20 protein-coding genes and 1 tRNA gene are annotated in these 21,029 nt (G+C 63.5%); 6 read left to right on the top strand and 15 right to left on the bottom strand.

The window, feature by feature from the left end:
• Nucleotides 1–157: 157 nt before the first annotated feature.
• From iolB to phnN, 4 genes are all read left to right on the top strand, one after another.
• The gene (gene iolB, locus NLY33_RS04285) at nucleotides 158–970 is read left to right on the top strand and encodes a 5-deoxy-glucuronate isomerase (RefSeq protein WP_023703743.1); all 813 of its coding nucleotides are present in this window, start codon (nucleotides 158–160) and stop codon (nucleotides 968–970) included.
• A gap of 151 nt (nucleotides 971–1,121) precedes the next feature.
• Complete coding sequence (locus NLY33_RS04280) at nucleotides 1,122–1,829, top strand: DUF1045 domain-containing protein (protein ID WP_023703742.1); 708 nt, start codon at nucleotides 1,122–1,124, stop codon at nucleotides 1,827–1,829.
• 34 nt (nucleotides 1,830–1,863) lie between these two features.
• Nucleotides 1,864–3,018: an alpha-D-ribose 1-methylphosphonate 5-triphosphate diphosphatase gene (locus NLY33_RS04275; RefSeq protein WP_023703741.1), complete on the top strand. Its 1,155-nt coding sequence runs from the start codon at nucleotides 1,864–1,866 to the stop codon at nucleotides 3,016–3,018.
• A complete protein-coding gene (phnN, locus tag NLY33_RS04270; protein WP_023703740.1) occupies nucleotides 3,015–3,644 on the top strand; it encodes a phosphonate metabolism protein/1,5-bisphosphokinase (PRPP-forming) PhnN in 630 nt (209 codons plus the stop codon). Before NLY33_RS04275 ends, phnN begins: the two co-directional genes overlap by 4 nt.
• 2 nt (nucleotides 3,645–3,646) lie before the next feature.
• Here phnN and NLY33_RS04265 read toward each other — a convergent pair whose 3' ends face one another.
• The 3 genes from NLY33_RS04265 to NLY33_RS04255 form a co-directional block, all read right to left on the bottom strand.
• Nucleotides 3,647–4,633: an ABC transporter permease gene (locus tag NLY33_RS04265; RefSeq protein WP_023703739.1), complete on the bottom strand. Its 987-nt coding sequence runs from the start codon at nucleotides 4,631–4,633 to the stop codon at nucleotides 3,647–3,649.
• Nucleotides 4,634–4,677: 44 nt separating this feature from the next.
• A complete protein-coding gene (locus NLY33_RS04260; protein WP_023703738.1) occupies nucleotides 4,678–6,216 on the bottom strand; it encodes a sugar ABC transporter ATP-binding protein in 1,539 nt (512 codons plus the stop codon).
• Between the two features lie 122 nt (nucleotides 6,217–6,338).
• A complete protein-coding gene (locus tag NLY33_RS04255) occupies nucleotides 6,339–7,301 on the bottom strand; it encodes a sugar-binding protein (RefSeq protein ID WP_023672352.1) in 963 nt (320 codons plus the stop codon).
• A 580-nt stretch (nucleotides 7,302–7,881) separates the two neighbouring features.
• Between NLY33_RS04255 and NLY33_RS04250 the strand changes: the two genes are divergently transcribed.
• Together NLY33_RS04250 and NLY33_RS04245 are read left to right on the top strand one after the other, a co-directional pair.
• Complete coding sequence (locus NLY33_RS04250; RefSeq protein WP_031196407.1) at nucleotides 7,882–8,985, top strand: LacI family DNA-binding transcriptional regulator; 1,104 nt, start codon at nucleotides 7,882–7,884, stop codon at nucleotides 8,983–8,985.
• A 203-nt stretch (nucleotides 8,986–9,188) separates the two neighbouring features.
• A complete protein-coding gene (locus NLY33_RS04245) occupies nucleotides 9,189–9,386 on the top strand; it encodes a hypothetical protein (protein WP_198020332.1) in 198 nt (65 codons plus the stop codon).
• A gap of 358 nt (nucleotides 9,387–9,744) precedes the next feature.
• Here the strand turns inward: NLY33_RS04245 and NLY33_RS04240 are convergent, their stop codons facing one another.
• The 12 genes from NLY33_RS04240 to NLY33_RS04185 form a co-directional block, all read right to left on the bottom strand.
• A complete protein-coding gene (locus tag NLY33_RS04240) occupies nucleotides 9,745–10,218 on the bottom strand; it encodes a hypothetical protein (RefSeq protein WP_156934010.1) in 474 nt (157 codons plus the stop codon).
• A 656-nt stretch (nucleotides 10,219–10,874) separates the two neighbouring features.
• Nucleotides 10,875–11,786 carry an ABC transporter permease gene (locus tag NLY33_RS04235; protein ID WP_023707755.1) on the bottom strand — a complete coding sequence of 304 codons (912 nt, stop codon included), beginning with the start codon at nucleotides 11,784–11,786 and terminating at the stop codon, nucleotides 10,875–10,877.
• A complete protein-coding gene (locus tag NLY33_RS04230; RefSeq protein ID WP_023703732.1) occupies nucleotides 11,783–12,883 on the bottom strand; it encodes an ABC transporter permease in 1,101 nt (366 codons plus the stop codon). The genes NLY33_RS04235 and NLY33_RS04230 overlap by 4 nt, the downstream gene beginning before the upstream one ends.
• Nucleotides 12,880–14,403, bottom strand: a complete 1,524-nt coding sequence (locus tag NLY33_RS04225; RefSeq protein ID WP_023703731.1) for an ABC transporter ATP-binding protein — start codon at nucleotides 14,401–14,403, stop codon at nucleotides 12,880–12,882. Before NLY33_RS04225 ends, NLY33_RS04230 begins: the two co-directional genes overlap by 4 nt.
• A 3-nt stretch (nucleotides 14,404–14,406) precedes the next feature.
• Nucleotides 14,407–15,504 carry a BMP family ABC transporter substrate-binding protein gene (locus NLY33_RS04220; protein WP_196814159.1) on the bottom strand — a complete coding sequence of 366 codons (1,098 nt, stop codon included), beginning with the start codon at nucleotides 15,502–15,504 and terminating at the stop codon, nucleotides 14,407–14,409.
• 26 nt (nucleotides 15,505–15,530) lie between these two features.
• The gene (locus tag NLY33_RS04215) at nucleotides 15,531–16,910 is read right to left on the bottom strand and encodes an amidohydrolase (protein ID WP_023703730.1); all 1,380 of its coding nucleotides are present in this window, start codon (nucleotides 16,908–16,910) and stop codon (nucleotides 15,531–15,533) included.
• A 1-nt stretch (nucleotide 16,911) separates the two neighbouring features.
• Complete coding sequence (locus NLY33_RS04210) at nucleotides 16,912–17,571, bottom strand: glutathione S-transferase family protein (RefSeq protein WP_023689145.1); 660 nt, start codon at nucleotides 17,569–17,571, stop codon at nucleotides 16,912–16,914.
• Nucleotides 17,568–18,413: an aromatic ring-hydroxylating oxygenase subunit alpha gene (locus NLY33_RS04205; RefSeq protein ID WP_023703729.1), complete on the bottom strand. Its 846-nt coding sequence runs from the start codon at nucleotides 18,411–18,413 to the stop codon at nucleotides 17,568–17,570. Before NLY33_RS04205 ends, NLY33_RS04210 begins: the two co-directional genes overlap by 4 nt.
• Nucleotides 18,410–19,063, bottom strand: a complete 654-nt coding sequence (locus NLY33_RS04200) for a Rieske 2Fe-2S domain-containing protein (RefSeq protein ID WP_023703728.1) — start codon at nucleotides 19,061–19,063, stop codon at nucleotides 18,410–18,412. The genes NLY33_RS04205 and NLY33_RS04200 overlap by 4 nt, the downstream gene beginning before the upstream one ends.
• A 157-nt stretch (nucleotides 19,064–19,220) precedes the next feature.
• Nucleotides 19,221–19,487 carry an acylphosphatase gene (locus NLY33_RS04195; protein WP_023689148.1) on the bottom strand — a complete coding sequence of 89 codons (267 nt, stop codon included), beginning with the start codon at nucleotides 19,485–19,487 and terminating at the stop codon, nucleotides 19,221–19,223.
• Between the two features lie 255 nt (nucleotides 19,488–19,742).
• Nucleotides 19,743–19,819, bottom strand: a tRNA-Arg gene (locus NLY33_RS04190).
• A gap of 162 nt (nucleotides 19,820–19,981) precedes the next feature.
• Nucleotides 19,982–20,884: a DUF1003 domain-containing protein gene (locus tag NLY33_RS04185; protein ID WP_286439498.1), complete on the bottom strand. Its 903-nt coding sequence runs from the start codon at nucleotides 20,882–20,884 to the stop codon at nucleotides 19,982–19,984.
• Between the last annotated feature and the right edge of the window lie 145 nt (nucleotides 20,885–21,029).

The raw sequence follows: 21,029 nt of genomic DNA, 5'->3' as shown, positions 1-21,029 counted from the left end.
ACTGGACACCTGGCGTATCGCCTACGTCGGTGATTGGGCGGAACGTCCCTCGCTTCGTCATCCTAGGGTCTTCGCGACGGAGCTTCGCTCCTGCTTCGCCCTAGGATGACGAAGTTGAGAGGCCGACCTCGAAGACTTGCGATAGGAGAGACAAAACATGTCGAAACTGCTCGTCAAAGCCGACAAGGGCCATGGCCGCGTCGCCCATGTCACGCCCAAAAGCGCCGGCTGGACCTATGTCGGCTTCGACCTGCACCGTTTGAAGCCCGGCGAAAACGCCTCGGGTAAGACGGGCGGTCGCGAAGTCTGCCTGGTGTTCGTCACCGGCAAGGGCACGGCAAGGGCCGGCGGCCAGGAACTCGGCCTGCTCGGCGAGCGCATGTCGCCCTTCGAGGGCAAGCCGTGGTCGGTCTATATTGCGGAGGGTTCGGACTGGTCGGTCACCGCCGACACCGATCTCGAACTCGCGGTCTGCTCGGCGCCGGGCCTGGGCGGCGGCTTGCCCGTTCGCGTCATCGCACCCCACGACCTCGGCCAGGAGACTCGGGGCAAAGGCACCAACACGCGCTACGTCACCAACATATTGCCCGAGGGCAAGCCCGCCGACTCGCTGCTGGTGGTCGAGGTCATCACGCCCGGCGGCCACACATCGAGCTACCCGCCGCACAAGCACGACCAGGACAATCTGCCGGCCGAATCCTATCTTGAGGAAACCTACTACCACCGCCTCAACCCGCCGCAGGGTTTTGCCTTCCAGCGCGTCTACACCGACGCCGACAAGACCGGCGCCCGCGAGCTGGACGAAGCCATGGCGATCGAGGACGGCGATGTTGTGCTGGTGCCCAAGGGCTATCACCCCTGCGCCGCCTGCCACGGCTACGACCTCTATTACCTTAACGTCATGGCCGGGCCGAAGCGGACGTGGAAGTTCCACAACGCGCTCGAGCACGAATGGCTGATGAAGGCCTGATCGGCCTTCGCTTGCGGCGGAAGCTGTTGGTCCAGCAGGAAAAAATCGTCGGCTAACGATCCATGGGGTCGATTTGCCTTCGAAAACCCGCATAAGCTTCGTCAATCCGTCATGGAAATCACCTATGGCAGCGGGCTGACGAGGATTTTCGATGCGCTACGCCATTTATTTCACCCCGAGGCAGGACGAACCGCTGGCGCGGATCGCCGCCAACTGGCTGGGCCGCGACCCCTTTGGCGCCGCCACCAGGCCGGTCGAGGCGGTGGGCGAGCTGTCGGCGGCCGAAGTCGCCTTTCACACCGCATCGGCGCGGCGCTACGGTTTTCATGCGACGCTGAAAGCGCCCTTCCGGTTGGCCGCCAACGAAACCGAAAGCTCGTTGCGCGCGGCGCTGGACGCCTTTGCCGAAGCAACGCCGACGGTCACCATCCCGCGCCTGGTCGTCAGCCAGATCGATGGTTTCTTCGCTTTGCTGCCGGAAGGCCCGCTGCCGCCGCTCAACCGTTTCGCCGATGATGTCGTGCTTAGCTTCGACCGTTTTCGCGCGCCGCTCACCGAGGCCGAGATCGAGCGGCGCAGCCCGGATTCGCTGAAGCCGGCCGAGTTCCGCAATCTCTGCCAGTGGGGCTATCCCTATGTGTTTGAGACCTTTCGCTTCCACATGACACTGTCCGGCCGGGCCGGGCCGCAGGAAAGCCAACGTCTGCGCGCGGCAATTGACAGCCTGTTCGCCGATGTGCTGCAGCAGCCGGTGCTGGTGGATGCGCTGACGCTGTTCGTCGAAACCGAACCGGGCGCTCCGTTCATGGTGCTTTCGCATCATGCGCTCGGCCGCCGCGCTGCCCGAAAAACCGCCTGACCGCAATTCGTCCGAGTAAGCAAGGACTGCCTGAATGACCGCCGAAACTGTTCTCCACAACGCCCGCATCGTGCTTGCCGACGAGATCGTCGAAGGGTCGCTCGTGCTGCGCGACGGTTTTATCTCCGGCGTCGACGCCGGCACCGGCCACACCGGCGGGAGCATGGGCGGCGAGGACATGGGCGGCGACTACATCATTCCCGGCCTGGTCGAGCTGCACACTGACCATCTCGAAGGCCACTATGCGCCGCGCCCGAAAGTGCGCTGGAACCCGATCGCCGCCGTCCTTGCCCATGACGCGCAGGTGGCCACCGCCGGCATCACCACCGTCCTCGACGCGTTGCGTGTCGGCATGGACGAGGACGCGAATATTACCTCCGACGACATCCGCAAGCTCGCCGGCGCGATCGAGGACAGCGTCGCGAAAGACCGGTTGCGGGCCGACCATTTCCTGCACCTGCGCTGCGAGGTCTCGGCGCCGGATTGCTTGCGGGCTTTCGCCAATTTCGATGGCGACGAGCGGGTCAAGCTGGCCTCGCTGATGGACCATGCGCCGGGACAGCGTCAGTTCGTCAATCTCGAGACCTACGCCCATTACTATCAGCGCAAGCTGAAATTGACCGATCGCGACTTCCAATTGTTCTGCGAAAAGCGGATGTCGGAATCGGCGAAGAATTCGGGACCGAACCGGGTGGCGATATCAGCCGCCTGCAACGAGCGGGGCATTGTGCTGGCGAGCCATGACGACGCCACATCAGGCCATGTCGACGAGGCGATCGAGCAGGGCGTGCGCGTCGCGGAATTCCCGACCACGCTGGAAGCCGCCAAGGCCTCGAAGGATGCCGGGCTCGGCGTACTGATGGGCGCGCCCAACGTCATGCGCGGCTCCTCGCATTCGGGCAATGTCTCGGCCCGCACGCTGGCCGGCGACGGCCTGCTCGACATATTGTCGTCCGACTACATTCCCTTCAGCCTGATCCAGTCGGCCTTCTTCCTCGGCGACGTCGTCGAGGGCATTTCCCTGCCGCAGGCGGTTGCGATGGTGTCGAAGAATCCGGCCGAGGCGATCGGCCTAAACGACCGCGGCGTCATCGAACAGGGCCGCCGCGCCGACCTCGTGCGTGTGCGCGTCGACGACCATGTGCCGGTCGTGCGCACTGTCTGGCGCCAAGGGCGCCGGGTCGCCTGATGGTCTCGGCGTCGATCGAGCGCGAACTCAGCAGCGAGGCCTTTCCGCTCCGCAACGGCGTGTTTGTCGCCGTCGTCGGCCCGAGTGGCGCCGGCAAGGATACGGTAATCGGTTATGCCCGCACCTTGTTTGCCGACGAGACGAGGCTGGAGTTCGTCCGCCGGGTCATCACCAGGCCGAGCGATGCGGCAAGCGAGGATCACGACACGCTGGCCGACGCGGCCTTTGTCGAAGCCGAGGCCGACGGCGCCTTCGCCATTTCCTGGGAGGCGCACGGCCTGCGCTACGGCATTCCGGCCGATGTCGACTCGTCCATCGCCAACGGCTATGTCGCGGTCGCCAATGTCTCGCGCGCAGTCATCCCGGTGCTGCGGGAGCGCTATGCCAATCTGGCTGTCGTCGAGATCACCGCCTCGCCGGAAATCCTCGCCGAGCGTCTCGCCCAGCGCGGCCGCGAATCGCGCGGCGAAGTGCTGGCTCGGCTCGCCCGCAGCGCCAATATCGCTTTGTCCGGCTCCGGCGTCACCTCGATCGACAATGGCGGCCAGCGCGAAGCCGCCGGAGAACGCTTCGCCGAGGTGCTGCGCAATGCGATGGCCTTCTCGGATATATCCGGCGTGATGTAGCGCTACTCCGCCGCGACAGTCTTCCGGCTGGCATCGAGCATCAGCCGCCTTGCGCGGAACACGCCCCATTGCTGGTCGACCAGCACGCCGATCAGGATCACGCCGCCCATCACCGCGAAGTTGAGCGAGGACGGGATGCCGAGCAGATTGACCAGGTTCTGCAACTCCTGCAGCAGCACGGTGCCCAGGATGACGCCGACCAGCGAGCCTTCGCCGCCGCGCAGCGAGAAGCCGCCGAGAACGGCGGCGGCAATGGCGTAGAGCTCGTAGAACTGGCCGTGGCTGGCCGGCGAGATCGAGCGCGTGTACATGGCGAAATAGATCGCCGACAGCGCCGTCAGCACGCCGCAGATGACATAGGCGGCCATGACGACACGGCCGGTGCGAATTCCCGAATATTTCGCCGCCTCTTCGTTCTTGCCGATGGCATAGAGGTAGCGTCCGAACACCGAGCGGTGCAGCACCACCCACATGACGATCGAAATGACGATCAGTGCGATGAAGCTGTTGGGCACGCCATAGCTGCGGCCCGCGGTGAGGAATTCGAGCTCGGGAAAATTCTGGCCGAAGGCGAAGCCGGCGGTGCCGTCGGCGGTATAGAAACGGGCGACCCCGCGATAGATCAAAAGGCCGCACAGCGTCACCACGAAGGGCTGCAATTTCAGCCTTGTGATCAGCCAGCCATGCGCCAGCCCGATGATGCCGCCCAGCACCAGGATCAGCGGCAGCGCCACCGGCCATGGCATGTCGCGCACGGCGATGAAATCGATGAACAGCGTGCCGAGCAGCGCCACCAGCGATCCCACCGACAATTCGATGCCGCCGGTAATGATGACGAAGGCCTGGCCGATGGCGAGGATCCCGAACAGGCCGATCAGGTTCGAGGTGTTGGCGAGGTTGATCGGCAAAAGGAAGCGCGGGTTGATGGCGGTCACCACGGCGCCGACCGCCAGGATCAGGATCAGCAGGCCGAGATCTTTTTTGCTCATCGTCTTCTCCCCAATGCGCCGGACCGGCAATCGCCTGAAGCCCGCTAGTTTGCCGGCTTGCCGACCGCCAGCAACAGCACGTTTTCCTGGCTGAATTGTTCCTTGTCGAGAATGCCCGAGATCTGGCCCTCATGCATGACGGCGATGCGGTCGGACACGCCGATCACCTCTTCCATGTCGCTGGAGATCATCAGCACGGCGACGCCGGCATCGGCCAAGGCTCGCATCAGCCCGTAAATCTCGGCCTTGGCGCCGATATCGATGCCGCGCGTCGGCTCATCGAGGATCATCACCTTCGGGTTCATCGCCAGCCATTTGCCCAGCACCACCTTCTGCTGGTTGCCGCCCGACAGCGTGCCGGTGCGCGTCTGCACCGACGGCGCTTTGATGCCGAGATTCGTCTTCTGCTTCTCTGCGGTGGCGGCCTCGGAGCTTGCCGACACCAGTCGACGCTTCGCATGCGCCGGCAGGTTGGGCAGCGAGATGTTCTGCGCGATCGACAGGTCAAGCAAAATGCCGGTCAGCTTGCGGTCTTCCGGAACCAGGAAAATGCCATGCGCGACCGCATCGGCCGCCGAACCCAGTACAAGCGGCTTGCCGTCGAGTTCGAGCCCACCGCCAAGCGTGCTGTCGATGCCGAAGAACACCCGCGCCAGTTCGGTGCGGCCGGAACCGACAAGGCCGGCCAGGCCGAGGATTTCACCGCGCCTGATGTCGAGGTCGACCGGCCGGGCAGGGTAGGCGGGGGTGCGGATGGCTTTGGCCGAGAGCGCCGTGGCGCCCGGCGCCCGAGCCGCCTCGGAGGCCTTCTCGCGCTCCTTCAGCATGCGGCCGATCATCAGCTTGACCATCTGGTCGTGGTTGATGGCGCTCTTCGGCAAGGTGCCAGCCAGCATGCCGTCGCGCAGCACCACGACGCGGTCGGCGACGCGCTCGACTTCATGCAGCCGGTGCGAAATGAAGATGACGCTGATGCCATCGGCCTTCAGCGCCTTGATGACGTCGAGCAGCTTGTCGGTTTCGGCGAGCGGCAGGCTCGACGTCGGCTCGTCGAGGATCACCAGCCGCGCCTTGATCGACAGTGCCTTGGCGATCTCGACCATCTGCTGCTGCGCCAGCGACAGCGAGGCAACCGGCGTATCGGCGGAGAAATTGGCGCCGACGCGCTTCAGCAGTGGCGCCACCATTTCGCGCAGCTTGGCGCGGTCGACCAATCTCAGCGGCCCGCCGCGCAACGGCTCGCGGCCGAAGAAGATATTGGCGGCAACATCGAGGTTTTCGAAGAGATTGAGTTCCTGGTGGACGAAGGCGATGCCCGACCCCAGGCTGCCTTCGACGGTGAGCCCGTCATGCGCAACGCCGTCGACGGTGATGGCGCCGCTGTCCGGCCTGGTGACGCCGCCGAGGATCTTCATCAAGGTCGATTTGCCGGCGCCGTTTTCGCCGACCAGGCCGATCACCTCGCCCGGCCTGACCTCCATGGAAAAGCCGTCCAGCGCCACCACGCCCGGATAGGTCTTGCGCACGTTCTCGAGGCCGAGGAACGGGGCGGTTGCGACGATGGATGGGTCGGAATAATTCATCACGCCATATTTGATCAGGCTTGCCAGCAGCCGGTGGGCTACAGACTGACGGGCCTTGGCCGGCCCGTCAACACGATCGCCGGCTCAAGGCGAACCCTGAGCCGGCGCAACTGCTCGTGGTCTCAGTTTCCGGACATCGCCTTCAGATTGGCGGCATAGGTGTCGACATCGTCCTTACCGATGATCTTGGTCGGGATGATGATCAGGCCGCCTTCCGGAATGCCTGATTTGTCGCCCTTGAGATAGGCGGCCATCAGCTTCATGCCCTGATAGGCCCATTCGAAGGGCTGCTGCACGACGGTCGCCGCCACGGTGCCTTCCTTGACGCCGCCCAGCGTGATCGGATCGTCATCGAAGCCGACGACGGTGATCGAGCCGAGCTTGCCGGCGTCGCGCAGCGCTTCATAGATGCGCGGCGTGTTGTAGGAATAGAAGCCGACCATGCAGGTGATGTCGGGGCTGGCGACCAGCGCGTCCTCGACATTCTTCTTGGCGCGCGCCTGGTCGATGTCGTCGCCGCGCACGTCCACCAGTTCGATCTTGCTGCCGGCGAGGCCGTCCTTCATGCCCTGGATGCGTTCCTTGGCATTGTCGGCGCCGAGCAGGCCGACGAAGCCGAGGCACTTGCCGCCGTCCGGCATCGCTTTCTTGGCGATCTCGGCCGCCTGCTTGCCGGCGTCGACATTGGACGAGCCGATATAGGCAACGCGCTTGGTCTGCGGGGCATCGGAGTCGGTGGTGAACAGCGCCGTTTCCGACGCGATCTTGTTCAGACCGTCGGTCGAGGTCTTGGGATCGACGGCCGAGACCATGATGCCCTTGACGCCGGCGGTCACCAGATCGTCCATCAGCCGCTGCTGGATGGCGACCGAGGACTGCTCGGGATATTTGAGTTCGAGATTGTAGTCGGGCAATTCGGCCTGCGCCTTCTTGACGCCGGCTTCGGCGGCCTTCCAGAAATCGGAAGCGCCGTTGACGACGAAGGCCAGCGTCGGCTTGTCGTCGGCGCGCGCAATGGCTGTCGCGGTCAGGCCAAGCAGCAGGGCTGCGGTGGCCACGGATGCATGTCGTATCAAGGATTTCATGTTCAACCTCCCGTTTTGGCTCAGTCGTCGGACTGAACCGATCTTGCATTCACTGACTTGCCGCTCGCGATTTGGACGCCCTCCTCCTCAGGGGTTCCCGGCGCTGAAGAATGGCGTCGTCGGTCGCGATCACGGACTTTAGAGACTCATCCCGTGCTCGTAAATAGTCTGATTTGTCTGACATATCACATGTCTGAGACCAGGCTTGCGGAGGCAAACCCCGCTCGCCATCGGGCCATTCACGTGCACTTCTCGCCGCACGGGTCCCACCTGACCGGACACGGCGGATTGACGTTACAGCGTCGTTTTGTATTAGTAAACAGTATTAGCAGAGGTCTCGCGCGGACACTCGGCGGTGGCCCTAGGTCTAGTTTGCCCGAAGAGGTGCAGCACGGCTTCGCGCAAGCAGATGCCTTGCAGTCCTCGAATTTCACGCGGCCCGAAGCGGCATGGCGGCGAACTTCAAAGCTGCTAATAAAGATAAACGCCTTCGACTATTTCCATTGGTCGACGGCGCGACACCATCTTGTCGGTGTGGCAGGCTTGCGACTAGACAGGCTGGGGATTGGGACGCAATGCCATGAGCGAGACGAGGGATCCGGACGACACGGCGAAGCGGCGCAAGGCGCCGGCGAGAGCCGCCAAGGGCGGCCGCGTCACCATGACCGACATCGCCAGGGCAGCCGGGTGCTCGCAGGCGACCGTCTCCTTCGTGCTCAACGATTCGCCAGGCATCCGGCTGTCGCAGCAGACGCGCGAGCGGGTGATCGACGCCGCGCGTGCGCTCGGCTACGCAGCACCCGCCTTCTCGGCGCTGCGCAAACCTGTTCCCGCCTTCGATGGACTTGACGGTGTCATCGGTTTCGCTGTCGACCAGCTGGCGACAAGTCCGGAAGCCGTTGTCGCCATCGAGGGCGCGCGCCAGGCGTCGTGGAACGCCGGCAATGTGTTGCTCGTGGCGCAGACCATGGGCGACGCCGTCATGGAGCCGCGCGCCATTGCGGCGCTCACCAGGCGCGGCATCTCGGCGCTGGTCTACATGTCCATCTTCACCCGCGAGATCACGGCACCGGACTTCCTCTACGGCCTCGACATCCCGGTCATCCTGCTCAACTGCTACACGGCCGATTATGCCTTCCCGGCCGTGGTGCCGTCCGAGATCGCCGGCGGCCAGAACTCGACCCGGCATCTGATCGGCCACGGCCACCGCCGCATCGCCACCATCACCGGCGAGCCGTGGATGCAGGCCGCGCAGGACCGGCTCAAAGGCTACCGCAGGGCGCTCGCCACCGCCGACATCCCGTTCGATCCCGAACTGGTGGTCGAGGGCGACTGGTCGGCGAGCGCCGGCTACGCGGCGACCGTGAAGCTTTTGGCGCTGAAAGAGCGTCCGACCGCTATCTTCTGCCAGAACGACCGCACGGCCATCGGCTGTTACGAAGCGCTGAAGGAGGCGGGCCTGCACATCCCGCAGGACATCTCCGTCGTCGGCTATGACGACGAGGAGATCGCCCGTCACCTGTTCCCGCCGCTGACGACATCGATCCTGCCGCACATGGCGATGGGCCAATGGGCGATCGAACAGCTCGAAGTGCCGCCGCCTGCCGGCCGCGGCCGCTATCCCATCACCAAGCTGGAATGCCCGCTGGTCGAGCGGGAGTCGGTGGCAGCTGTGGCTGGATAAAGCTGAACCAACCCATCCCGATGCAAATCGGGATGGGTCTGTTTGGTGGTTGCGCCTCAGGGCAGGGACTATCCGGGAACGTGCCGCGGTTAGAACTGCAAGACGACAAAGGAGCGCCTGCGATAGCAGCGCCGGCGCAGCCGGCCATGCCGCCAGAACGTGCGGCAGTGCCGTCTCCAGACATGCCGCCTGTGGTGGCGACGATGGTGCCATCGCCGATGCGAGATCTGCTCGACATCGCCAGCGCCTTCGTCGTCATCAAACGAATTGGCATCCTGCTTGTCGAGTTCATCGAGAATGCCGTTACCGACATTGGGAACCCCGGCCACGGCCTCGAGAGGCCGAACCGCGGTAGCAAGCGCCGCGGCCCCCGCAACGCCGAACAATGCTGTCAAGAATGATCGCCGATCCATCAAAACCTCCATCAGCAAGACAAGGCTAACATGACGAGCCTAACACAAAGCAGCTAGAGCGGGTGATACAAAAGGCCAGAGGCGAATCTTCGAGCCGGCCCAAACGGGTGACCGGACGGACGGCAGAGGTCAGATTAAGGCCGCAACCGGGCGGCGCGCTTCCTTCGGCTCGGTGACCAAGCCATGCAGAATGCCGCCGATGAAAGCGCACAGCCTGACCGGTTCCGCCTTTCCGCGAAACGCTGAACCGCTCGGCAAAGCTCTCTCCCTAAGAATGCCCGCCACCTTGCGGCATTGGGGCTGGCTGAGAGACTGATGCCCCACGGCAGATGCGATGTTGCGGTACTCAGCGCCGCGCCAATATCCGGCAGAGCTCCTTCAGGTCCCGGTCGTAGGTGCCCTTGCCGCTGAGCACGCTGGCGCAGCGTTTCTTCATCTTGGCGATCTGGCCGGCCGACATGGCGCTGATGGCAACCACCGCCGGTCGCGTCGGCACCGCCGGCGTGTTGGGATCCCTAGGGCTGGTGGACGTTGTCTGTGTGCCAATGCCGACGCCGACCCCGGCCGTCACTCCACTGCCCACCCCGACCCCGGCGCCGACCCCGACACTGCTGCCGACGGTTGCGCCGACCCCGACCCCGACGCCCGTGCCGACCGATACGCCGGCGCCGGCGGTAACGCCGCTGCCAACCGAGGCGCCGACACTGGCGGTGGTGCCGCTGGTGCCTCCGACCGTCGCTCCGGCATTGACGCCCTTGCTCCCGCCGACCGAGACACCGACGCCAAGCCCGCCGCCACTGCCGCCGACCGAAACACCCACCCCACCGCTGCCGCCGATGCCCACACTGAGCCCGCCCGCGCCAGCCGGAAAGCACAAAGCCACGGTAACCGCGCCGCCGGCCAAGACCTTTGTTAAACTTTTAAAGAAATCCATAACGCCGCCCCCGTGTTGGTTGCCTGGACGCAGGTTGAACAGCATCCGTTACCAATATGATTACGCGAGTGTAGCGTTTTTAGTTTCTGCAAGAATAGGTAGTATTGGAAATCGTTGTTATGGCTTCTTGCGGCGACCGGAATATATATTCTGGAATTGGCGGAAAAAATCGAGGATTTGCGGTTAGACTCGGAACCTTAGACAGGCAGGACGAGTGCTCGCATGCGGGAATTTACCGGGCGCATGCCTCAGGCCATCTTGCGACGCCGCTTCGCTAGGATGCGGTGGAGAATGGACCCTCGAGAATGGGCTCGTACTGGGGAAAGGGGACGATCCAAGAACCCGCGACGATCCACCGGTGTCGGGCGCGTTGTGCGTCACATCGTTCCGCTGCTCGCAGTCGACGGCGTCAGCGCTACCCTTGCGGGCATACCTTCGCCCCGTTTGGCGTTTCTGCCCTTTGGATCGGATGCCGATCGTCTGCTGGCGTTTCGAATCTCTTCAACTTACGCCGAGTTTCGCAAATCCACTTTGCATCCCGGCTAACGTTCGAAGGGTTCGCCAAGCGAGGCGACACCGTTCAGCCTGAGCAAGCGGCGGTCCGCCGAGATGACACCGAGCACGACGATCGTAACGAGATAGGGAAGGCTGGAAAGCAGTTGCGATGGCAGGTCCAAACCGGTCGCCTGGGCGGCGAGGCTCATCAGCGAAACCGCGCCGAAGAGGCAGGCACCCAGGAAGATGCGGGCAGCGAGCCACGTACCAAAGACAACGAGTGCGATCGCGATCCAGCCACGTCCGGCAATCATACCGTCCGCCCAAAGGGGCGTGTACACCGCCGCCGCATAGGCGCCGGCAAAACCCGCCATCATGCCACCAAAAGCTACGGCCGCGACACGGATAGCGATGACCGGATAGCCGATGGCGTGGGCTGCCTTGGGATTCTCGCCGATTGCCCTCACGACAAGGCCGGCTCTCGTATAGGCAAACATCGCCCAGATCGCAAACGTCACGGCAAGGGAAAGCCATACGACGACGTCCTGGACAAACAGCCTGCCGACTACCGGGATTTCCGAGAGGCCGGGAAAGGCAAGTTTCGGGAGCCCCTTGACCGTCAAGCTCTCGTAGCTTTTGCCGAACAGCGCCGAAAGGCCTTGGCCGAGAATGCCGATCGCTAGGCCTGTCGCGACCTGGTTTGCCCGGAATCCGAGTGCCAGCACTGCAAAGACGAGGGACAGGACGGCGCTACCGAGGCCGGCGGCAACGAACCCCAGCAGGTGTCCACCGCCGTGGTAGACGACGATGAACGCGAGCACCGCGCCGAGGGCCATCAGGCCCTCTACGCCGAGGTTAAGAACACCGGCGCGCTCGACCACCAACTCGCCGAGCGCGGCAAGGAGAAAGGGGGTTGCCGCTGCGAGCATGCCCGAAATAATGAACTCGACGGCGTTCATGGCTGGCTCAGGTGATGGAGGCGGCGCCACTCGATGCGGTAGCGCACGAAGGCCACAGCGCCGAGATAGGCGAGCAGCAAGCTGCCTTGGAAGACGCGGACGGCGGCGATCGGCAGGTTTGCCGACACCATCGCATTGTCGCCGCCGATATAGAGGACAGCCATAAAGAGCGCGGAAAAGATGATGCCGACTGGATGCAAGCCGCCGAGATAGGCGACAATGATGGCCGCATAACCGTAGCCGGTCGAGATCGAGCGCTGCAGCTGGCCGAGCGGACCCGCGACTTCCGCCGCGCCTGCCAGTCCCGCCGCCAAGCCACCGATCAGAAGCGATAGCCAAATCGCACGCCCTTCGCTGAAGCCGGCGTAACCGGCCGCGCGCGGGGCAAGGCCGCCGACCTTGAGCTTATACCCCATGAAGCTTCGCTGCATGAAAACCCAGGCCACCAGCGAGAGCGCAAGTGTGATGAGCAGCGAGACGTTGACGCGGGTACCGGCGATCAGGGTCGGCACCATCGCGTCGTTCTGAAACATGACGGATTGTGGGAAATTGAAGCCGGCCGGGTCCTTCCATGGGCCGAGCAGCAGGTAGTTGAGGACTTGCGTCGCAACGAGGCTCAGCATCAGGGAGACCAGGATCTCGTTCGCATTGAGCCTGACGCGCCAGAAGGCGGTGATAGATGCCCAAAGCGCACCGCCGAGGGCACCGAGAAGCAGCATCAGCGGCCAGATCCACTGCCCGGTCGCCTGCGGAAACCAGACGGGGATCGCCGAGGCGAAAATAGCGCCCAGGATAAACTGGCCCTCCGCGCCGATGTTGAACACTTTTGCGCGGAAACCGATCGCCAGCCCCTGAGCAATGAGGAGAAGAGGCCCCGCCTTCAGCAGCACCTCCGCGAACGATGCCCAGGAGAGGAACGGCTCGAGAAGCATCGCGTACAGGACGGCCGCCGGATCTCGGCCTATCAGCACATAAAGGCCCAGATTGAGGATGATCGCCATGCCAAGCGCGACAGCCGGGGCCAGCATGGCCGCGACGAGCGAGGCATGCTCCCGGCGGACGAGCGCGGGGAGGAACGGCGCGGCCCAAACGCTCATGCAGGAACCTTCTCTGGCGAGGCATGTGCTCCGATCATGTATCTGCCGATGTCTTCGGGGCGCGTGTCCCGCGTGACCAGAGGCGGACTCAGCATTCCATGATGGAGCACCTGGATGAAATCGCAGAGTTCGAAAAGTTCCTCGAGTTCCTCGGAAATTACGAGGATCGCCACGCCCAGGTTGCGCAACGCGATGAGCCGCCTTCTGATGGCGGATGCAGCGCCAATGTCTACACCCCAGGTCGGCTGCGCCACGAAAAGCAGTTTTGGCGACAGCATCATCTCGCGACCGACGATGAATTTCTGCAAGTTGCCGCCGGACAGCGAGCCCGCTTCGGCATCCGGGCCGGAGGCGCGGACGTCGTACCGACGGATGCATTCGCTGGTGAAAGCCGTCGCTGCGGCGCTGTTGATGAGGCCGCGCCTCACGAGATCGAAAGGATGGGCGGTAAGAACGGTGTTGAGCACGAGCGACATTTCAGGGACCGCGCCGCGTCCCAGCCGGTCTTCGGGCACGAAGGCGAAGCCAAATCTCCTGCGCGCGGCCGCATCGAGTGCGCCTACGTCGCGGCCCATCATGTAAATCCGGTCGCGTTGTTCCTTCAGCAGCATCGCTTCGCCCGAGATAAGCGCGGCAAGCTCGCCTTGGCCATTGCCCGATATTCCGGCTATGCCAAGAATCTCGCCTGATCGTACCGTGAGGCTGATGCCGGAGAGCGGCGTGGCAAAGGGGTCGTCCGGCGTGTAGTCCATGTCGATGATTTCCAGCCGCTTCTCCCCCTCGGGCATGGCCAACGCGGGCATCACCTCGGGCATGTCGCGGCCGATCATCATGCGGGCGAGGTCGTGCGCATCATAGTCGCGAGGGTCGACGGTGCCGATAACGCGCCCTCCACGCAAGACCGTCGCCTGGTCACAGATCGTGCGAATTTCCTCCAGTTTGTGGGAGATGAACAGGATGGACACGCCGCGGTCGCGAAGGCGCCTGAGCGTGTCGAACAGCTTCTTCACCGCCTGCGGCGGCAAGACCGAGGTCGGCTCGTCGAGAATGAGCAGCTTCGGGTCCGTCATCAGGCAGCGGATGATCTCCACCCGCTGCCGTTCGCCGACCGAGAGCGCGTGCACATCGGCGAGAGGATCTACTTCAAGGCCAAAATCCTGGCCGAGGCTGCGGATGCGCCCCGCCAGCTCCGCCTTGCCGCCGGGGACGACGAGCTGGATGTTCTCGACGACAGTCAGCGTCTCGAACAGCGAGAAATGCTGAAAGACCATGCCGATGCCCCTGCGCCGTGCCTCAGCCGGCGAGGCAAGGCGCAGAGGCTCTCCGTTCCAGACGACGGTGCCTTCGTCCGGCTGTTCAACGCCATAGATGAGCTTCATCAGCGTCGATTTGCCCGCCCCATTCTCCCCGAGGATCGCATGGATCGATTGGGGCGCCACGTCCAGATCGATGGCTTGGTTGGCCCGGATCTGGCCGTAGCTCTTCGAGATGCCGCGGAGCGACAGAAGGGGCGGGGTCATGACTTACTTCGGCAGTGGTGTGGTGACACCCTTGACGTGCCAGTCCATCGCGACGATCTCGGGATCCGCTATCGTCGCACCGGCGGCGGCGGCTTCGCTGCCGTCGGCCTTGGTGATTGGACCTGTGAAGGGCGAGAAGCTGCCGTCGGCGATCTTCGCCGCCACTTCCTTGATCTTCGTCATCGTGTCGGCTGGGATATCTGAGTTCCAGTCCACGACCTCCACCACCTTTTCGGCGACGCCGAGGAAGGTGTTGGCGCCCTTGAAGGTTCCGGCCAGATGGGCATCCACGGAAGCCTTGAAGAAGGGCGACCAGTCCGTCGCGATGCAGCCGAGATATTTCTTCGGTGCATATTTCTTCATCGACGAATTGAGGTTGAACGCGTAGACGCCAGCCTCCTCGCAGGCCGAGATCACGGAGGGTGTGTCCTGCGCGTTCGAGAAGATCACGTCGCAGTTCTGTGCCATCAGCGCCTTGGCGGCTTCCTGTTCCTTGGCCGGGTCGAACCAGGAGTTCACCCAGACGACCGATACCTCGATATCGGGATTTACGGTCTGTGCGCCGAGCGTAAATGCGTTGATCGAGGTGATCAGCTCCGGAATGGCGAAGGCCGAGACGGAGCCGACCTTGCCGGTCTTGGAAAGAGCTGCGGCGGCTATGCCGAGCAGGTAAGTGCCCTGGAAATACTTCGCCGCGAAGGGCGAGAAATTCGGCGCAGTCTGGAAGCCGGAGGCATGCAGCACGGTGACCGCAGGATCGCGGCGGGCGATCTGTAGTGCACCATTCTGGTAGCCGAATGAGCCGGCGATCAGGAACTTGTTACCGTCGGCGACGGTCTTGTTCATGATCCGGTCGGCGTCCGGCCCTTCGGCGATGTTCTCGATGACGGTGATCTTCACCTTGTCGCCGTATGCGGCCTTGACCGGCTCGAGGCCGGCGGCGAGCGCATGGCCCCAGCCGACATCGCCGACCGGCGACGGGAGCACGAGCGTGATACCGAGCGGCTCGTCGGCCGCAAAGGCGGGACGGCTGCCAAGCGCGCCGGCAAGCCCTGTTGCGGCAAGGCCCTTCATCAGAGTTCTGCGGGTCAGATAGTTCAGCATGTCAGTTCCCCTGTCTTAAGTTGTTAGAATTCCACCGCGGCAAAAGCGGCTTCCGCGTCCGCAGCAAGCCGGGCCTCGTTCAGCCCGGTAAACGCACCCTTCTCCCAGACGATGCGGCCGTTGATCATGGTCATGTCGGTGGGCATGCCGATGCCGACCTTGGCGATCAGGCTCAATGGATCGTGGCGCGTGCCGACATAATCCATGCGGCGCGTGTCGATCGCGAAGAGGTCGGCGGCCATGCCGGGCGACAGTCGGCCGATGTCATTGCGGCCCAGAAGCGCGGCCCCGCCCGTTGTCGCATAGCCGAGGAAATCGACCGGCGCAGGCACGGGATGAGCGCGCGTCGAGGCCGCCATGCATTGCAGCATGTAGGCGGAATGGATGCAGTGCATGAGGTTGGAATTGTCGTTCGAGGCAGCACCGTCGCAGCCGAGACCGACGCGCAGGCCAAAGGCGGACATGGCGGGAATATCAGTCACCTCCGCGCCCACCAGATAGACCGGCTCCGGGCAATGCGAGACACCGGTGCCGCTCGCCGCCATCAGCCGCAGTTCGTCATGCGTCAGCTCCCAGCAATGGGCATAGAAAGTGTCTCGGCCGGCAAATCCGAGGTCCTCGAGATAGTCCACCGTACGCATGCCATGGCGGGCCTCGATGATCGGGCTTTCGCCCTCGCCGACATGGGTGTGCATCCGCACCCCGCGATCACGCGCCAGCGAAACCGATTCCACGAGGGTCTCGCGGTAGCAGTTGACCGGCTGGCAGGGAGCGACCGCGACCTGACGCATGCTGAAGGGACTGGTGTCGTGATAAGTGTCGATGAGGCGTGCGCAGTCGGCAATGAATTCGTCCGTGGTCTCCAGCATCTCGTCTGGAATGGTCGAGCCTTCCGATTTTGGCAGCGTGTTGCCGCCGCGGCCGGCGTGGAAACGCATGCCGAGAAGGTCGGCCGCTTCGAACTGCCGGTCGATGAGCCGTTTTCCGGCATGGCGTGGAAAATTGTACTGGTGGTCGAAGGCCGTCGTGCAACCGTGCTTTATCATCTCTGCCATCGCCGTGATCGAGGCGTGGTAGAAACAATCCTCGTTGAGCCGGGAGAAGATCGGATAGATCCGGTCGAGCCATTCGATGACCGACAGCTTCGTCCAGTCGAGTTCGGCACGGTTGCGCACAAAGCACTGAAAGAAGTGATGGTGCGTGTTGACGAGGCCGGGATAGACGAACCAGCCGTCGGCGTCCTGCACGATAGTACCGGCCGGCAACTCGCTTCTGTGCAGGCCTTGCCCGATTGCCTCGATCTGCGGGCCATTCGTCAGCACATCGACATTGCGCCGGACGCTCGGACCCCTGCCCTCGTCGGTGATGACCGCTGCGCAATTCTTCAGGAGATAGCCGGTCACCTCACGCCTCGTCCAGCATGGGTCGCGGTTCGGGCTTCAACTCGTGCAGCCGGTGGATACCGGGCATCTCGATGAAATTGTCGAGGCTGCGGAGCGCTCGCGACCAGAGCCGGATCGTGGGATACGAATCGAGGGAAACGCCGCCGTCGGGCGCGAGCGCGACATAGGGAAAACAAGCAATGTCGGCAATCGTCGGCCGGTCGGAAGCGAGAAACCGGTCGCCACGCATTTTTTGTTCGAAGAGGCCGGCTTCCAGCTCACGTAGTGCCGCTATGCCATTGGCCTGAAGCGCACCGATGTCACCGGGGCGCAGCAGCATCTCATGCAGGCGCGCGCCGCCGAGGTTGGCGGTCAGCCTGTGCGAGAAGGAAAGCCATTGCTGGATGCGCGCCGTCTCCTCGGGGGCGCCGCTGCCGAGCCAGGCCGGTGCTGCCTTCGCGGCGAGATAGCCAAGCATGGCGGAAGACTCGGTCAGGATCAGGTCGCCGTCTTCAAGGATCGGGATGGAGCCTCCCGGATTAAGCGCCATAAGCTCGGGGCCACGATGCTCGGCGCCGGGATGGAAGTCGACCGGGCGGATTTCGAGCTTCACACCTGACAGCGTCGCCATCAGGCGCACCTTGTAGCAACTTGGGGAGAGGATGTAGTCGTAAAGCTTCACTGTGCCACCAATTGCGCGCCGTAGGTATAATTGTGGCGCTTCAGCCAGCGGCGATAGGCGACCGAGGTCAGGTCGGCGCGCGTCGGGATTTCCATGCCGGGATCGAGCGGCAGAAGACGCGGGATCTGGTTTTCGAGGATCGAGCGGTCCTGCAGGAAAATCGTCTGCTGGAAATGGATGAGGTCGGTCTGTGGCGTCTCGTCATCGAAAAGCGCCATCCACGGCCAGACGTCGCAGAGATCCTCGGCAAGCGGCTGGACGAATAGCGTAATGACATCCCATTCGCCCGGGCGCGGCGGGCAGGTCTTGTAGAGGACTGAGCAGGTCGGAGCCGGCACGCGGTACATGTATTCCGTCGTGATACCTCCGCTCGCGGATTTCGCCGCCTGCGGCTGGTAGAACTTCACCTGGGTCGCCCAGACCTCGTCCTCCTCGTCGCGGATCTCGACCTTGTAGTTTTCGACCTCGGTATGCGGCTCCGAGCCGAGGATGTCGGTATGGACGAAGGGGAAGTGTGCGATGTCGAGGAAGTTCTCGACGGCGCGGAGCGGCGAGCAGCGCACCCGCACCACGCCGACATCGACGAAGCGGCGCCCGGGCTGGTCTGCTTCGGGAATCGGGAAGACCGGTTTCTTCGGTTCGCCGAGCGACGACCAGATATGGCCATAGCGCACCGAAACCGGCAGCACGCGCCCGTTTTCGCCTGTCACTTTCGCCGCGCCATTGGCGTCGAGCGCAATCTTGATCGGCTCGCCCATCAGGGTGGTCTCGCGTCCTTCGCGGTCGAGCCGGCTGAAAAGCCCGACCGGATACCATTCGTCGCGCATCGCATCGTTGATCATGGCACAGCCCCTTTCGCCTCGATCCCTTCGGCCACGCGCCGAAGGCTCTCGGCGGCTCGCGAGGCGGCGATGCGCTCGGACGCATCGCAATCGGCTGGAACAAGGACGTGGATCAGCGTCTCGCCGGCTTCCTGCGGGATAGGCAGCAGGCGAATTGCCGGCGCGCCGGGCGCCTGCCAGACGTATCCTTCAACGGTGGCCTTCGTACCGGCAGCGACCGAGAGCGCCGAATGTCCGGCACGGGCCGTCAATGAACGGAGCGGGACGTAACCCTCAAAAAGGGGTGGCTTGCCGTCAGGCTCTCCATCAGCGACCCAGATGATCCCGCCGGCCTCTTTGACCAACCGGGTCGTGACGCGAATCGTCTCCGGCGGCGTGAGGCTGGGATGGGCAGGAATGCGCAGACACTGACCGGCCTGCGAATAGGTCCAGCCGTGATAGATGCAGGAGAGCGCCTCGCCGCGCACGAAGCCATGGGAGAGGCGCATACCGCGATGCGGACAGCGATCCGCCGATGCCGCCAAGCGCCCCGATTGGCTTCGCCAGAGGGCAATGGGACCGGCGGGCGTCCGCGCCGGCATTACCTGTCCTGTTGGCAGATCCTGGGTAAGGGCGACCGGCACCCAGGTGTCCGTCTTGTCGGACAGCATGACCTTACTTTCCGTACTGATACTACTGTTTCCCGACCAGAGAGATGCCGGCGCAAGGAGTTGGCGAACCGCTCGATGCGGCTGACGTATGCATAATTATTTCGCAATTGCAATATTGATTAAATTAAGTGCAAACGGAGGGTAACCACACGCAAAGCTATATGTTTTTTTGCTCGACAGGCGCGCGGTCGATCGTCTCGACCCAGACTTCAATAGGCCCAAGCGAACATCCCATCTCCATCATGTCGATCAGTTCCGCCGCACCGGCAATATCGAGTTCGATGCGATCGGTGCTTGCATGAGCGATGTGGTGCGCGAGACCGAGCTTGGCCGCATGGCGCATGATCCAGGGCAGGAAGGACGCGGGTTCGAGGTGGCCGCGAATGGTCATCCGCTCATGCAAGCGGTGTTGACTTTGCTTCATCACGAACGCGCGCCTTCGTGTCATGGTCGGCAGCATAGCGTCTGACTGAACGGGCGGAAGTGGTAATCGACGCGCCAATAACCGTATGGACTGATCGGCTATGCCTGCACCCGGGCACTCATGCATGTCGCCCAGAAGTGCCGCGGTTCTGGAACAACGACATGCATTAAACAAAGACTTTAAAGCGATCGCATGAATCCGTTTCAGCGCGACGCGCTTTTGGGTTATCTAAGCTAATGTAATACATCGGTAAGTTGGCGCACCCGACAGGATTCGAACCTGTGACCTCTGCCTTCGGAGGGCAGCGCTCTATCCAGCTGAGCTACGGGTGCCTTCAGGGAACCTGAAAACGAACCAGCCGATAGGCCGGCCAGCCACGGCTTCTTAGCGGAAGCCGGCGCGGGCTTCAACGGGCAATTGGCGTGGCGATATTTTCGAAGCCACGTCGCGCGGCTCGGCAACTTCGCGTCCGCCTTGCAGCCTCAGCCCGGGACTCACCCCGCCACCTCCACCTTCGCCACCCGCCTGCGCACCCTGCGCGGCGCCCGCTTCGCCTTCTTCGCGCCGGTCAGTTCGTGCATCGCATCCAGCTGCATCTGCTGCATTTCGGCCAGCCGCGTCCATTGGCGCGAGATCAGATAGTCGAGCTTTTCGTGCAAATGGCGCACTTCCAGCTCGGCTTTCAGGTTCACCCGGTAGTCGTTGAACGAGCGCAGGCGGTCCTTGGCCTCCGTCCGTCTCTGGCTCATCATGATGATCGGCGCCTGGATGGCGGCGATACAGGAGAGCAGCAGGTTGAGCAGGATGAAGGGGTAGGGGTCGAAGGCGCTGCTCACGCCCGCGATCAAATTGATGCCGATCCACACCGCAAGCACGCTGCCGAACGAGATCAGGAACCACCAGCTGCCGCCGAAAGCCGCCATGTTGTCGGAGACGCGGTCGGCGAACGAGCGGTGCTCCTCGAACTCCTCTTCCGAGTTTTCCGAAATCGTGTCCTGCCTGGCGATCGATTCGACCACCTGGCGGTCGAGCTCGGAGAATTCGCCATGCTCCTGCTGCAGCAGCTCCTCCATGTAGCGCATGCGGTAGCGGCCGAGCTCCTCGCGGCTGATGCGGGCGCCGCGCGGCAGGTCGGGATGATCGGAGCGGATGCGGTCGGCCAGGCTCGGCCTCAGATCGTCGATGCGCACCAGGTCGCGCTTGCGGAATTTGCGGCCCGAAATCGCCGACGGCTTTCGCTTCGGCTTCAGGCGGCCATGGGGTTCGGAGTCCGGCACATCGGGCGCTTCCAGCGCCTCGTCGGCCGCCAGCTCGGCGTCGTGGTCGGTCGGCGCCTCGAAATACTCGCCGCCGCTGTCGTTTTCATTGGCGGCCTGTTCGGATGGTTTTGGGCTCATGATGCCGGCTCCTGCTGTCGCGCCCACGATACGCCAAGCCGGCACGCCATAGCCACTGTGGCGGTGAAGATTGGGGGCTTGTGCAAGCGCTTGTGATGAATGCCTGCTGCAATTGCCTGTGGCGGCGCAGCCCCCCGGGGCCTCG

The organism is Mesorhizobium sp. C432A, assembly GCF_030323145.1.
Classification (GTDB): Bacteria; Pseudomonadota; Alphaproteobacteria; order Rhizobiales; family Rhizobiaceae; genus Mesorhizobium.
Note: the sequence above shows the minus strand (reverse complement) of the source record. Positions and strands in the feature narration are given on the sequence as shown.